The organism is Providencia sp. PROV129 (genome assembly GCF_028482245.1).
Taxonomy (GTDB): Bacteria; Pseudomonadota; Gammaproteobacteria; order Enterobacterales; family Enterobacteriaceae; genus Providencia; species Providencia vermicola.
Genome location: NZ_JAMPQD010000006.1, coordinates 455,136 through 469,135 on the forward strand (window position 1 = coordinate 455,136; position 14,000 = coordinate 469,135).

The following is a 14,000-nucleotide window of genomic DNA, read 5'->3' on the forward strand; positions in this document are numbered from 1 at the left end:
AGACAAAAAACTTAGGAATTTCTATTCTTTGATCAAAATCAAATGAGTTAGTATGACAAGGAATACACATGGAACACTCATCCAATAGCCTGACTACTGAGCAACCTGCTGAAAGGGAAGAAACTGACTCCGCGGTACATGTCGCACCTAAAAAACATTATATTCAAAGAGATGACGCTTTATACCTACGTGTCACCCTCTCCTTTTTTACAGTTGGTTTTGCAACATTTGCGCTGCTGTATTTTGTGCAGCCTATCCTGCCTTTATTATCCACAGATTTTAACGTATCTCCTGCAACAGCCAGCCTAGCCCTTTCATTAAGCACAGGCTTAATGGCTTTAGGTTTGTTAATCACAGGGCCAATATCAGATGCGATTGGTCGTAAAAACGTAATGGTGATAGCGTTGACATGTGCAGCATTATTTACGTTATTAAGTTCAGTGATGCAAAGCTGGCAAGGTATTTTGATTGCTAGAGCCTTAGTTGGCTTATCCCTTAGTGGCGTTGCCGCTGTAGCCATGACTTATTTAAGTGAAGAGATACACCCAAGTTATGTGGCTCTTTCTATGGGACTTTATATCAGCGGGAATTCCATTGGTGGAATGAGTGGACGATTAATGACAGGGGTTGTTGCTGATTATTTTTCATGGCGTGTCGCTGTCGTGATTTTAGGGACCTTGGCTTTGATTGCTGCGATAAGTTTCTGGCGTTTGTTACCCCCTTCCCAACACTTTCGTGCCAGCTCGTTAAAACCGAAAAATTTATGGGTCAATTTACATCTTCATTTTAGGGATAAAGGCTTACCTTGGTTATTTGTTGAGGGTTTTGTTCTCATGGGCGGGTTCGTCACCATGTATAATTATATTGGTTACCGCTTATTAGAAGCACCTTATAACTTATCACAATCTACCGTTGGTTTTTTATCTGTTATCTACTTAACAGGTACATACAGTGCGACAAAAACAGGCAGTCTAACCCAGAAATATGGATTAGGTAACATATTGATTGCTGCTATTTCATTGATGTTATTAGGTATTTTAATTACATTACATTCAAATGTCTGGATTGTTTTATTGGGAATGACCTTATTAACAACTGGTTTTTTCGCGGCACACTCTGTTGCTAGCAGCTGGGTTGGACGTCGTGCTAAACGGGCTCGAGGGCAAGCATCTTCACTGTATTTATTCAGCTATTATGCAGGCTCAAGTATTGCGGGTACAGTTGGTGGGCTATTCTGGGCTAATTATGGTTGGAACGGCGTTGCTTTATTCATCGCAGGAATATTATTGGTTGGTGTTATGATTGCATGCCGATTGAAATCAGGCTGTTATGACCATTAGCTTAGACACTGATAAAGGTTAAAATTTTCTCCCCCTCGTTATTACTGGATGATACACACTCTTTTAATAACGAGGAAATGAGATGAAACCGTTGTTGTTTGCCCCAGTTCTTTTCTGTTGTAGTTTTCTAGTTTGGTCCCATGGATATGTCGAGTCTCCTGAAAGTCGAGCTTATTTGTGTAAAAAACAAGAAAACAAAAATTGTGGCCCTGTTCAATATGAACCCCAATCAGTTGAAGGACCGAAGGGGTTTCCAGAAAAAGGCCCGCTTGATGGTCAAATTGCGAGTGCAGGACTACCCCAGTTTAAACAGCTTGATGAACAAACTCCTCTTCGTTGGAAACGCTTGACACAATCCTCCCCTGAAATTGATTTCAGATGGCGGTTAACAGCGATACATAAAACCACGAAATGGGAATACTTCATCACCAAATTAAATTGGAATCCAAATGCACCGCTATCTCGTGCGCAATTTGAGTTAAAACCTTTTTGCAAATACGAACGCGTTGAAATACCACAGGAAGTTGTTCAACATAACTGTGTCCTTCCATTATCACATCAAGGGTACCATACCATTTTAGCAGTATGGACAATCGATGACACAGGTAATGCATTCTATCAAGCAATTGATTTAAATATACATTTTGTGAAATCGAACTGAAAATAGTGCCAAAATAAGGGGAGTCATCCCCTTTTTACGCTAGTTAACACAATCGAATTGAAAAACACTGTTGCTAATGTTAATTTATATTTAAACAAACTGTATGTTGTAACTAATTCATATGAATAAAAAACAAATATTAATCGAATTTTTTAACCTATTAGAATGCCAGATAAAACAGTTATCTGGGTTATTGTCTGAGCAGAAACAATATATAGCTAAAGTTTATACATTACCCGATGTCATTAAAGGTGATGAAAACAATGAGGTCAACGAAATTATTGTTGATGAGATTACTGGTAATAATGCAATAAAAGAAGTCATTGCCCTACTCAACCTACTGTTTATACATAATAAATCTACTGAAATTAGTAACAAAGCCGCTATTCGGCTACCAGGTGTCATTTGTATTCAAATAGACAACCAGGGTTATCAGCGGTTTAACCAATTAATAGATGAAATCAATCAGCTGAAGATATCCATTAAAACCCTTGTTACGCAGATAGATGAGACTCAACGATTTGAGTTTATTAGAGAAAGTTTGCATGGCCTACTCACGTTAAATACTTACCGTACTATCACAAGCTTAGTGGATGTAGATACATTAGGCTTTGGTTGGGCAAATAAAAAAGTGATCAATAAAATCACTAAAGAAACATTGCTCGATAAATTACAATATAGTTTAGAAAATGGCCGTTGCCCTGCTCATTTACCGCGAGAGCATTGGCAATTACAATTAAAAACAGAAATACAATTGATTGAGTCCCTTCCCCATGATGCCATTTTAAAAACCCAGCGCCCTGTAAAAGTGCAGCCAATTGCACGCGTTTGGGATAAGGCACAGCAAAAACAGACTCAATTTGCCTGTGCAACACCATTATTCGTTTTTGCTGTAGAGAAAACATTGGCTGAAATCAAAATTGGGGAGTTGCCTGACTACCATGCAGATAATATCGCATTACGTAATCGCCCACGCGCAAAACCTGTTGAGTTATTGATCCCTCGATTAAATCTTTACATTGAGCGATAAAAAAACACCCGCTAGTTTAACCATGCGGGTGCCTTAAGATTTAATCTTAACGTTTATATTAAGATTTCATACTGCCAACCATGTCCTCTGGACGAACCCAATCATTAAACTGCTCTTCAGTTAAATAGTTCAGCTTTAATGCAGACTCTTTTAATGTTAGGCCTTCTTTATGCGCTTTTTTCGCAATTTCAGCTGCTTTATCATAACCAATGTGCGTATTTAATGCGGTTACTAACATTAATGATTCATGTAGTAATTTCTCAATGCGCTCACGGTTTGGCTCGATACCCACAGCGCAGTGTTCGTTAAAGCTACGCATACCATCAGCTAATAAACGTACCGATTGCAGGAAGTTATCGATTAACATTGGACGGAAAACGTTTAATTCAAAGTTACCCGAAGCACCTCCTATATTCACAGCAACATCGTTACCCATGACTTGTGCGCACAGCATGGTTAATGCTTCACATTGTGTTGGGTTAACTTTACCTGGCATGATTGAACTGCCTGGTTCGTTTTCTGGAATTGAAATTTCGCCAATACCACAACGAGGGCCAGAAGCTAACCATCTAACATCATTAGCGATTTTCATTAATGATGCCGCTAAGCCTTTTAACGCACCGTGAGCATGAACCAAGCTATCGCATGTTGCTAATGCTTCGAATTTATTCGGTGCAGTGATGAATGGTTGCCCTGTTAATTCAGCAATTTTTTTAGCAACACGAACCGCATACTCTGGGTGAGTATTCAGACCTGTACCGACTGCAGTACCGCCTAATGCTAATTCACAAACATGAGGAACCGCGTTCTCAATGTGTTTTTCGCTGTGAGCTAACATCGCAGCCCAACCTGAAATTTCTTGGCCTAAAGTCAGCGGTGTTGCATCTTGTAAGTGGGTACGGCCAATTTTAACAATGTCTTTAAATTCTTTTGCTTTTGCATCTAGAGTTTTATGCAAAATTTTCAATTCTGGGAGCAGATGTTCACGAATAGCTACAACGGCAGCTACGTGCATCGCGGTAGGAAAGACATCATTTGAACTTTGGCTTTTGTTAACGTCATCGTTTGGGTGGATCAGACGGTCATTACCTCTTTGACCACCTAAAATTTCACTACCACGATTTGCTAACACTTCATTCATGTTCATGTTACTTTGTGTACCAGAACCCGTTTGCCAAATAGCTAAAGGGAATTCTGTTGGGTGTTTACCCGCTAAAACTTCGTCAGCAGCGGCAATAATTGCATCGCCACGTTCTTTAACGAGTAGTCCCAAATCCATATTCACACTTGCTGCCGCTTTTTTAGTAATCGCAAGTGCGTGGATAAGCGCGACTGGCATTTTTTCTACAGATATACGGAAATGTTCTAAAGAACGCTGCGTTTGCGCGCCCCACAACTGGTCAGCAGGTACTTCGATAGGCCCCATTGAGTCTTTTTCAATGCGAGTGGCTGCCATTACTATCTCCTTAGGTACATACACAGAATAATTAATTTTAGAATCGTCTGCTTGCAGGTAAGCAAATAACCGAGCAGTATAATGCCACAAATTGAATTTAATTTATGAGACTTGGTCGAGCTTATTGTACCCTGATGTTAAGGAAATGAGTTGATTTTTACAAAAAAGAGAATTTTGCTATGCTTAAAATGATAAACAAAGTCCAAAATTATGATTGGGGAAGTAAAAACGCCCTAACACAGCTGTATGGAATCGCAAATCCAGAGAATTTGCCAATGGCTGAACTTTGGATGGGAGCGCATCCTAAAGCTAGCTCCGACGTTATCGATAGCCAAAATAATCAAATTACTCCGTTAAATACATTGATTGATAGTCATCCTGAGTTGTATTTAGGAAAAAAGGTGGCGCAAACTTATCACCGATTGCCTTATCTTTTCAAAGTACTTTGTGCGGCTCAGCCGTTGTCAGTTCAAGTTCATCCCAATAAGAAATATGCTGAAGTTGGCTTTGCCAAAGAGAATGCGGCAGGCATACCACTCGATTCACCTCTCCGTAATTACAAAGACGATAATCATAAACCCGAATTAATCTATGCATTAACGCCTTTCAAGGCGATGAATGCGTTTCGTCCCCTGAATGAAATTGCAGCTTTACTTGATTTTGTTTCTGCAGCTCATCCTGACATTCAGTTATTTGTTCAATCTCCTTCTGAAGAGAAGCTTTCTCGATTGTTTGCACAACTTCTGAATCTAACTGGCGCACAAAAAGAGTTGGCTCTAGGGGTATTAAAGGCGGCCTTAAATAGCCGTCAGGGAGAACCTTGGGACTCAATAAAACAAATGGTTAGCTTATATCCTGAAGATAATGGCTTATTTACCCCTCTTCTTTTAAATGTCATTGAATTGCAACCTGGCGAAGCAATGTTTTTATATGCGCGAACACCACATGCTTATTTAGAAGGTGTCGGTTTAGAAGTGATGGCCAACTCCGATAATGTGCTACGCGCAGGCTTGACAAATAAGCATATCGATATACCTGAGTTAATTGCGAATATTGATTTCAAACCTACGCCTGCGCATGATTTGTTAAATATCCCCGAAAAATCTGGAAATATCTGGAAATATCATATTCCAGTAGAAGATTTTTCATTTAATATATATTCTATTAATCACTCGGGGATTACCCTAACTAACGATACAGCCTCAATTTTATTCTGTATTGAAGGCGAGTTAGTTTTAAACTCAGGTGATAAAGAAATTAGCATTGATTCTGGTGAGTCTATTTTTCTGCCTGCGTATGAGAAACATGTTTCCATTAAAGGTAATGGTAAACTTGCTCGAGTGTTTAATCTTTAGTGTCATATTCTGTATTAGCCGTCTTTCTTACGCAGCATTAAGACGGTTATATAAAACTTATACAAATTTATAAGTGCGTTAGAAACGTACTGAAAGGATGGATGTTTATAATGAAAAAGTCATTAGTCGCGGTTGGTGTTATCGTTGCTCTGGGCGCAGTGTGGACCGGTGCATCATGGTATACAGGTTCTAAAGTTAAAGATGAACTTGATAGAGTCATCCTGAAAACCAACGATTTTTTTGCTGTAAATGTGCCTGAATCAGGTGTGAACTTTAAATTAGAAAACTACAAAAAAGGTGTTTTCTCTTCACAAGCAGATATCGTAATTACGTCAGCAGATTCGACTACACCTGATGAATCAATCGTATTTAAAGCAAATATCGACCATGGCCCATTCCCTATTTCACAGGTTGCCAAATTTAATTTAATGCCTAAATTAGCAGCGACCCAAGTTGAATTAGCCAATAATGCTACAACTAAAGAATTATTTGAAGCAACCAAAGGGAAGCCATTCATTCATGGTAACGCTGTTATCGGTTACAGCAAAAGCATTGATACTAATTTAGAGTTAATCCCTGTTGAATACTCTAAAGATGATGCTACCGTTTCTTTCAGTGGTTCTAAGTTTGATATTTCAACAACGGCTGACCTTGCTGCGGTTGACGCGTCTTTAATTACTGACAGTTTAGTTATCGGTAAGAAAGATAAAACTGAATCCATGACATTAAAAGGCTTAAAATTAGTCTCTAATGTGACAAAATCTCAGTACGGTTTCTATACAGGTAAACAATCGTTTATTATTGCAGACACTGACTTTAACATCCCTGATACCAAATTCTCATTTAAAGATTTCAAAATCTCAAGTGATACAGCTATCACAGGTGAAGATGTTAAAGGGAATATCTCTTACAGTATCGCTGACTTAAAAGCATTAGAGCAAAACTTAGGTTCGGGCGAATTAACTGTTGCAATTGAAAAGTTAGATGCAAAAGCATTGGGCAAATTTGTTGAGCAATACAACGAAGCATTGGCACAAGGCTTAGCAAATGGCGATCCAACTGAAGCAACAGAACGTTTAGCGATGGAAATGATGTCTACTACATTACCTGAGCTGATGAAAAGCAAACCTGTTTTCACTGTTAGCCCGTTCTACTGGAAAAACGAAGCAGGTCAAAGCTCTGTTGACTTGAACATTACGTTTAACAAATGGAACCAAGACGAAATTACAGCCTTAGCAATGTCTAACAAAGTTGATGAAGCTGTTAAGCAATTGATTTCATCTTTCGACTTCAACCTGAAACTGAACAAACCAATGTTAATCGAATCTATGACGCAAGCCATGATCATTGACCAAGGTACACCAGTTGATGCTGATACGAAGAAAGAAATGAAAGGCATGGTAACGTCTGAGTTCGAAGGCGTGCAGCAAATGTTAACGTCTGACATGTTCTCTTCCCCATTCGAAGAAATGTTCATGACAGACGAAGAACGTGCTGAAAAAGCAAAACAGAAAAAATCACCTTGGATGATTGATAGTGAAAATGATTTAACGATGACTATCAAGTTTGCAGGTAATGACCTCACATTCAACAATGATAAGTATACATTAGCTGAATTCCTGACTAAGATGAAAATTATGTCGAATCCAGATGATGCTTTAGAGTACGAAGCTGTTCCAGCGCCTGATGCAGAGCCCGCTCCAGAAATGGAAGCACCAGAATTAGCGCCTGCTCCGCAAGAAGCTCCAGCTAACTAATTAATTTCTGTTACCTAAAAAATTTAAAGCGCCAGTCAATTTGATTGGCGTTTTTTTTACCCCACATAATAAATGTGATTTCAATCACATTTATTATGTAATAATTGAATGAGTTTCACATTTTTCGTGACTTAAGATTGCCTTTGACGTTGTAACAGCCAAAATAAGGGAAGAAAATAGATAAAGGAACATTCCGTGATAAAAACAAATCTCCCTTTAACCGATTTACATCGCCACCTTGATGGTAATATCCGTCCAGAAACCATTCTTTCTTTAGCTGAAGAACACAATATTCAATTACCAGCCACGGAACTTGAAGCTCTTCGCCCTCATGTGCAAATTATAGGCCAAGAAGCCGACTTGGTGGGTTTCTTAACAAAATTAGATTGGGGTGTGGCGGTTCTTGCTGATTTAGATGCATGTCGTCGTGTTGCGTTTGAAAATGTCGAAGATGCATTCAATGCAGGTATCGATTATGCAGAATTACGCTTTTCACCTTATTACATGGCGATGAAGCACCAATTGCCCGTTGAAGGTGTGGTAGAAGCGATTGTTGATGGTGTTAAAGCGGGTTGTCGCCAATATGATATTAAAATAAATCTGATTGGTATCTTGAGCCGTACGTTTGGGCAAAAAGCTTGTACCACTGAATTACAAGGTTTGCTTGCTCATCGTAACCAATTATGTGCTTTAGACCTTGCGGGTGATGAGTTAGGTTTCCCTGGTGAGCTATTTGAAGAGCATTTTATTAAAGCTCGTGATACAGGTTTAAACATTACCGTACATGCAGGAGAAGCCGCTGGTGCTGCCAGTATTTGGCATGCAATCAAAGTATTAGGCGCACAACGCATCGGCCACGGTGTAAAAGCTATTGAAGACCCTGCTCTGATTGAATATTTAGCTCAACATCAAATTGGTATGGAAAGCTGTTTGACGTCGAATATCCAAACTAGCACTGTGCCTTCATTGGCTCAGCACCCACTCAAAACCTTTTTGCAACAGGGTGTGTTAGCATCAATTAATACTGATGATCCTGCCGTTCAAGGCATTGAACTACGCCATGAATATGAAGTCGCCGCACCACAAGCAGGTTTGAGCGTTACAGAGATAGAACAAGCACAGCGTAACGGCTTAACAATGGCATTTTTATCGGATAGCGAGAAAGTCGCGCTAGCCCAAAAAGCGGCCAAACGTTAATTAGTGAGTTATTGAGGGCACAGAATGATGCCCTTTTCCTTCAGTTCCTTCTTCCAGACAAACTCACATTGTTTTCAATCACGCACGCCTGTAAAGCTGCTAACCTGTTAATTACAATGCTAAGGTACTTTATTTAATAATAATAAATAGCATGTTGTAACTAAAAGTTAGAGTTAGAGAGACTGAAAAGAACAAAAACAGCTTAAATAAACATGTTATTCAAGCTATTCGATACAACGATTACTTCACTAAGCGTTTTGCATAACGCTGTGCCAATACCGCACTCACCATCAATTGGACTTGGTGGAAAATCATCAGTGGCAATAAAATCACGCCTACCGTAGCTGCGGGAAATAACACATTCGCCATTGGAACGCCATTTGCTAAGCTTTTCTTTGAACCACAAAAAACAATCGTGATTTCATCTTCTTTGCTAAAGCCAAGTAAACGAGCCGCTAACGTGTTTATCACTATCACAACAAATAAAATAATGCATGTCACAACAACAATCATCAATAGTGAATAAACATCAATTTTCTGCCAAATCCCCTCAACCACTGCTTCACTAAATGCAACATAGACGACAAGTAATATCGAAGATCGGTCAGTGATATTCACTAATTTACGATGACGATTAATCCAATTAGCAATTAATGGGCGAGATAAATGCCCCACAACGAAAGGCAACATTAATTGCATAAGAATAGAACCAATAGCATTGAGTGTGTCAACGGCTTGGCTACCATCTGCATCCATCAAAAGGCCAACTAAGATAGGTGAAAGAAAGACACCTAAAATGCTAGATGCAGAAGCACTGCAAATCGCAGCGGCGATATTCCCGCCTGCAACAGAAGTGAATGCAATGGCAGATTGGACGGTTGCTGGTAATGCACATAGATAGAGGAAACCCATATAAACCGTCGGCGACATCCATGCAGGCACAATAACGGCTAAGCCGAGACCAATAATGGGGAATAAAATAAATGTACTTGCAAATACCAGTAAATGTAATCGCCAGTGCCCTATCCCAGCCATTATTGACTCGCGTGATAACTTAGCTCCATGCATAAAAAACAATAAGGCAATCGCCGCAGTTGTTAGGTATTGGAAGCCCGTTTTAATATCTCCTTCACAAGGAAATAAGCTTGCCACGCCCACAACACAAATCATGATCAGTAAAAAAGGGTCAATTCTTAATTTTGCAAGTAAGTTCATTTGCTTATCCATAACAAAAGGCAGTGCTTTAATTGGCCTTAAAATCGGTTTTAGCCTTAAAAGATAGCCGTAATAATTCATTTTTCAATGGAAAAAATCTCAGCTTCCCTGAAATTTATTAAAGTGACAGCGTCACTCCATATTACCGTTTAACAACGCTTATTTAATAAGTTCGCTAAAAAAGCCTGTTTACAGTACAAAACAGCCAGTTATTATGAAGATCCTCGCTAGATCTTAATTGATCACGGGTTAATCGTCGTTATACCTAAGCTTTTTCATCGCAGTAGATATAAATAAGCCTCGAAAAGTAGCATTAGAAGGAATGAGTTGGCAAATAAATCTATGATAGAATTGTTAAATCGATTGCGATTGGCTAAAAATGGATAATTATTTATGAGTTCAGTTTATGACGCTAACCGCCTGACGGGTTGGCTTTTGGTTCCTGCAATCTACTTGCTACTCACTTTCTTGGCAGTTTGTAGTATGACGGTGATGTATTGCATCAAGCTGTATGAAATTGTCTCCACGGTAGAGGGTTGGATAACGTTTATTCCTGCTGCGTGGTATTTGTCATTTGCAATCTCGATTGGTATGACAGTATTTAGTGTTCATGTGCTTCAATTAATGTTTTCTCGTTCAAAGCACTTCCCTCGCCGCTTTACGATTTGGTTACTTATTTTATTATTATTAGGACTAAAAACATTTGCATTTTCACCCATTGATGACAAAACGGCTCTGCAAGTCCTTGCTTGGCCCCTGTTAGGCGCGGGGTTCTTTGTCCCTTATTTAAAACGTTCTCAACGAGTTAAAATGACTTTCACACAAGATCGATAAGCATCACAAAAATTGCTTGATATCATAATGGCTGTTTAGCTGGCTTCGGCCAGTTTTTGTTCTTTATATTTTCATTTCAGGCAATAGCATGACTGATTATCTATTACTCTTTATTGGTACGGTGCTGGTTAACAACTTCGTCCTTGTTAAATTTCTTGGGTTATGTCCATTTATGGGGGTATCAAAGAAACTTGAACCTGCCATCGGTATGGGATTAGCGACAACATTTGTCATGACATTAGCCTCCATTTCTTCATGGCTAATTGATACACTGATCCTCGTTCCCCTTGACCTACTTTATCTACGTACACTCAGCTTTATTCTTGCAATCGCTGTGGTAGTACAATTTACAGAAATGGTTGTAAGAAAAACAAGCCCTACACTTTATCGGTTATTAGGTATTTTCTTGCCTTTAATTACAACAAACTGCGCAGTATTAGGTGTGGCATTGTTAAACATTAATATGTCCCATTCGTTCCTGCAGTCAGCCGTATATGGTTTTGGAGCCGCTATTGGCTTTTCCCTTGTGATGGTTCTGTTTGCAGCGATCCGTGAACGACTCGCTGTTGCCAATGTCCCTGCCCCATTCCGTGGTTCTTCCATTGGCCTGATCACTGCAGGGCTTATGTCCCTCGCATTTATGGGCTTTAGTGGTTTGGTGAAATTCTAATGATGTCTGTATGGATTGCCATCGGTATATTAGCCGTATTTGGTTTGATTTTCGGCCTAATTTTAGGCTACGCGTCGTTACGTTTTAAAGTCGAAGCTGACCCAATTGTCGAGCAAGTGGAAGCTATTTTACCTCAGAGTCAATGTGGGCAGTGTAGCTATCCAGGTTGCCGCCCTTACGCAGAAGCGGTCGCTAACAATGGTGAAATGATCAATAAATGTGCCCCTGGTGGCGAGCAAGTCATGCTAAAGATAGCCGAATTGCTGAATGTTGACCCACAACCTATTGATGGTGATGAAGCAGCGCAGAACCCTGTTCGTAAAGTTGCCATTATCGATGAAGAAAACTGTATCGGTTGCACGAAATGTATCCAAGCTTGCCCTGTTGACGCCATTGTCGGTGCCACCCGTGCAATGCATACCGTAATTGAAGATTTATGTACTGGATGCGATTTATGCGTCGCCCCCTGCCCAACTGACTGTATTGAACTTGTCCCCGTGAAAACCACAACCGCCAATTGGAAATGGGATTTAAACACTATTCCAGTGAAAAATATTTCTGTTGAACCTATTGAAAAAACTGAAGTGAAATCAAGGGAGAACTCCCATGCTTAAGTTATTTAAATGGTTGAAAAAAGACAATATCTGGGATTTTGATGGTGGCATTCACCCGCCTGAAATGAAGTTGCAATCCAGCCGTACCCCTATGCGGGTTGCAACCATACCTAATGAGCTGATTATCCCATTGCAGCAGCATTTAGGCCCTGAAGGTGAACTTATCGTTCAAGTCGGTGATTCTGTGCTTAAAGGCCAACCGTTAACTCGTGGTCTTGGTCGTACCGTACCAGTACATGCTTCAACCTCTGGAACGATTACTGCAATTGAACCTATGGTGACTGCACATCCATCGGGTTTGAAAGAATTATGTGTGCGTATTCAATCTGATGGTAAAGATACTTGGTGCCCATTAGAGCCAACCCCTGATTACTATCAATTAGCCAAACCAGATTTATTGCACAAAATTGAGCAAGCTGGAATTGCAGGCTTAGGTGGAGCGGGCTTCCCTACTGCCTCTAAATTGGCGGGAGGTAAAGATGCGATTAAAACATTGATTATCAATGCGGCTGAATGTGAACCTTATATCACCGCTGATGATCGGTTAATGCAAGAGCACGCCCAAGAAGTGATTGAAGGCTGCCGCGTCTTACAACATTTATTAGATCCAGACCAAGTATTAATTGGCATTGAAGATAATAAGCCAGAAGCTATTCAATCTCTGAATAAAGCCATCACTAAACAAGACTCAAACATTTTCGTCCGTGTGATCCCAACTAAATACCCTTCAGGTGGGGCCAAACAACTAACTAAAATTTTAACCGGTCAAGAAGTACCATCGGGTGCCCGCTCATCCCAAATAGGCGTGTTGATGCAAAACGTGGGTACTGTTGTGGCAATTAAACGTGCAGTCATTGATGGACAACCTTTAATTGAACGTGTTGTCACTGTAACAGGTGAAGCGATTTCCCAACCGGGAAATTTCTGGGCACGTTTAGGTACCCCAGTAAGGCACTTACTACAACAATCTGGATTCAACCCAGAACCTGAACAAATGGTGATCATGGGGGGGCCATTGATGGGCTTTACCCTACCCGACCTCAATGTTCCTGTTGTCAAAATTTGTAACTGTCTTTTAGTTCCTACAATGGAAGAAATGGGGCCAAAAGCCCTTGAAGAAGCGTGTATTCGTTGTGGATTATGCGTTGATGCCTGCCCAGCAGCTTTATTACCGCAGCAACTTTACTGGTTCAGTAAGGGTGACGAGCACGAAAAAGCGCAAAAGCACAATTTATTCGATTGTATTGAGTGCGGTGCCTGTGCGTATGTTTGTCCAAGCAATATCCCGTTAGTGCAATATTACCGCCAAGAAAAAGCAGAAATTCGTGAAATCGCACAAGAAGAGCGCCGTGCCGCAGAAGCGAAATTGCGCTTTGAAGCGAAACAACAGCGAATGGAGCGCGATAAACTGGCCCGTGAAGAGCGCCATAAGAAAGCGGTTGTTCAAGTTGAAAGTGCCGATAAAGACGTAGTAAATGCGGCATTAGCAAGAGTGAAGACAAAACAAACTGCAAGCCAAGAGCCGATTAAAATTGTTTCTGGCGAATTGCCTGACAACAGCGCAGTTATTGCGGCACGTGAGGCACGAAAAGCCCAAGCTCGTGCTAAACAAGCTGAGAAATTGGCTAATGTGCAAGTTAATGCTCCTGTTAGTGGATCTGATGATGACCCACGCAAAGCTGCGGTTGCTGCTGCCATTGCCCGTGCGAAAGCCAAGAAAGCGGCGCAAGAGCCAACGGCTCCTGTGGTTGACGCTCAACAACAAACAGAAGTCGACCCACGCAAAGCTGCAGTTGCTGCTGCCATTGCCCGTGCGAAAGCCAAGAAAGCAGCGCAAGAGCCAACAGCTCCTGTGGTTGACGCTCAACCAG

12 protein-coding genes are annotated in these 14,000 nt (G+C 40.5%); 10 read left to right on the forward strand and 2 right to left on the reverse strand.

Translation table 11 applies throughout. The features are described 5' to 3' along the window. Positions 1-68: 68 nt before the first annotated feature. From PSF27_RS04920 to tus, 3 genes are all read left to right on the forward strand, one after another. Positions 69-1,340: an MFS transporter gene (locus PSF27_RS04920; protein WP_206086064.1), complete on the forward strand. Its 1,272-nt coding sequence runs from the start codon at positions 69-71 to the stop codon at positions 1,338-1,340. Positions 1,341-1,422: 82 nt separating this feature from the next. Next, the gene (locus PSF27_RS04925; protein ID WP_206086065.1) at positions 1,423-2,001 is read left to right on the forward strand and encodes a lytic polysaccharide monooxygenase; all 579 of its coding nucleotides are present in this window, start codon (positions 1,423-1,425) and stop codon (positions 1,999-2,001) included. Positions 2,002-2,122: 121 nt separating this feature from the next. Then, positions 2,123-3,031: a DNA replication terminus site-binding protein gene (gene tus / locus PSF27_RS04930; protein ID WP_272680997.1), complete on the forward strand. Its 909-nt coding sequence runs from the start codon at positions 2,123-2,125 to the stop codon at positions 3,029-3,031. Between the two features lie 58 nt (positions 3,032-3,089). Here the strand turns inward: tus and fumC are convergent, their stop codons facing one another. Continuing rightward, positions 3,090-4,487 carry a class II fumarate hydratase gene (gene fumC, locus PSF27_RS04935; RefSeq protein WP_206086067.1) on the reverse strand — a complete coding sequence of 466 codons (1,398 nt, stop codon included), beginning with the start codon at positions 4,485-4,487 and terminating at the stop codon, positions 3,090-3,092. 179 nt (positions 4,488-4,666) lie between these two features. Between fumC and manA the strand changes: the two genes are divergently transcribed. The 3 genes from manA to add all read left to right on the forward strand — a co-directional run bounded on the left by manA (position 4,667) and on the right by add (position 8,796). Beyond that, a complete protein-coding gene (manA, locus tag PSF27_RS04940) occupies positions 4,667-5,842 on the forward strand; it encodes a mannose-6-phosphate isomerase (RefSeq protein WP_206086068.1) in 1,176 nt (391 codons plus the stop codon). A 110-nt stretch (positions 5,843-5,952) separates the two neighbouring features. Then, on the forward strand, positions 5,953-7,599 hold the full coding sequence (locus tag PSF27_RS04945) for a YdgA family protein (RefSeq protein WP_272538399.1): 1,647 nt from the start codon (positions 5,953-5,955) through the stop codon (positions 7,597-7,599). A 195-nt stretch (positions 7,600-7,794) separates the two neighbouring features. Then, positions 7,795-8,796 carry an adenosine deaminase gene (gene add / locus PSF27_RS04950; RefSeq protein ID WP_206086070.1) on the forward strand — a complete coding sequence of 334 codons (1,002 nt, stop codon included), beginning with the start codon at positions 7,795-7,797 and terminating at the stop codon, positions 8,794-8,796. A gap of 240 nt (positions 8,797-9,036) precedes the next feature. On the opposite strand, the gene PSF27_RS04955 is transcribed toward add, so the two are convergent. Then, positions 9,037-10,011: a bile acid:sodium symporter family protein gene (locus tag PSF27_RS04955; RefSeq protein WP_206086071.1), complete on the reverse strand. Its 975-nt coding sequence runs from the start codon at positions 10,009-10,011 to the stop codon at positions 9,037-9,039. A 393-nt stretch (positions 10,012-10,404) separates the two neighbouring features. Between PSF27_RS04955 and PSF27_RS04960 the strand changes: the two genes are divergently transcribed. The 4 genes from PSF27_RS04960 to rsxC all read left to right on the forward strand — a co-directional run. Beyond that, positions 10,405-10,845 (forward strand): DUF2569 domain-containing protein, encoded by a 441-nt coding sequence (locus PSF27_RS04960; protein ID WP_206086072.1) that lies wholly within the window; start codon positions 10,405-10,407, stop codon positions 10,843-10,845. 88 nt (positions 10,846-10,933) lie between these two features. Next, on the forward strand, positions 10,934-11,515 hold the full coding sequence (rsxA, locus tag PSF27_RS04965; protein WP_206086073.1) for an electron transport complex subunit RsxA: 582 nt from the start codon (positions 10,934-10,936) through the stop codon (positions 11,513-11,515). Beyond that, complete coding sequence (gene rsxB / locus PSF27_RS04970) at positions 11,515-12,129, forward strand: electron transport complex subunit RsxB (RefSeq protein WP_206086074.1); 615 nt, start codon at positions 11,515-11,517, stop codon at positions 12,127-12,129. Before rsxA ends, rsxB begins: the two co-directional genes overlap by 1 nt. Beyond that, the coding region (rsxC, locus tag PSF27_RS04975) for an electron transport complex subunit RsxC (RefSeq protein WP_272680998.1) at positions 12,122-14,000 on the forward strand (1,879 nt) is incomplete at its 3' end. The genes rsxB and rsxC, both read left to right, overlap by 8 nt.

Bases quoted from the DNA above. Each gene is read 5' to 3' on its own strand.
- PSF27_RS04920 (WP_206086064.1), top strand. From the start codon at position 69: ATGGAACACTCATCCAATAGCCTGACTACTGAGCAACCTGCTGAAAGG.
- PSF27_RS04925 (WP_206086065.1), top strand. From the start codon at position 1,423: ATGAAACCGTTGTTGTTTGCCCCAGTTCTTTTCTGTTGTAGTTTTCTA.
- tus (WP_272680997.1), top strand. From the start codon at position 2,123: ATGAATAAAAAACAAATATTAATCGAATTTTTTAACCTATTAGAATGC.
- fumC (WP_206086067.1), bottom strand. From the start codon at position 4,487: ATGGCAGCCACTCGCATTGAAAAAGACTCAATGGGGCCTATCGAAGTA.
- manA (WP_206086068.1), top strand. From the start codon at position 4,667: ATGCTTAAAATGATAAACAAAGTCCAAAATTATGATTGGGGAAGTAAA.
- PSF27_RS04945 (WP_272538399.1), top strand. From the start codon at position 5,953: ATGAAAAAGTCATTAGTCGCGGTTGGTGTTATCGTTGCTCTGGGCGCA.
- PSF27_RS04955 (WP_206086071.1), bottom strand. From the start codon at position 10,011: ATGAACTTACTTGCAAAATTAAGAATTGACCCTTTTTTACTGATCATG.
- PSF27_RS04960 (WP_206086072.1), top strand. From the start codon at position 10,405: ATGAGTTCAGTTTATGACGCTAACCGCCTGACGGGTTGGCTTTTGGTT.
- rsxA (WP_206086073.1), top strand. From the start codon at position 10,934: ATGACTGATTATCTATTACTCTTTATTGGTACGGTGCTGGTTAACAAC.
- rsxB (WP_206086074.1), top strand. From the start codon at position 11,515: ATGATGTCTGTATGGATTGCCATCGGTATATTAGCCGTATTTGGTTTG.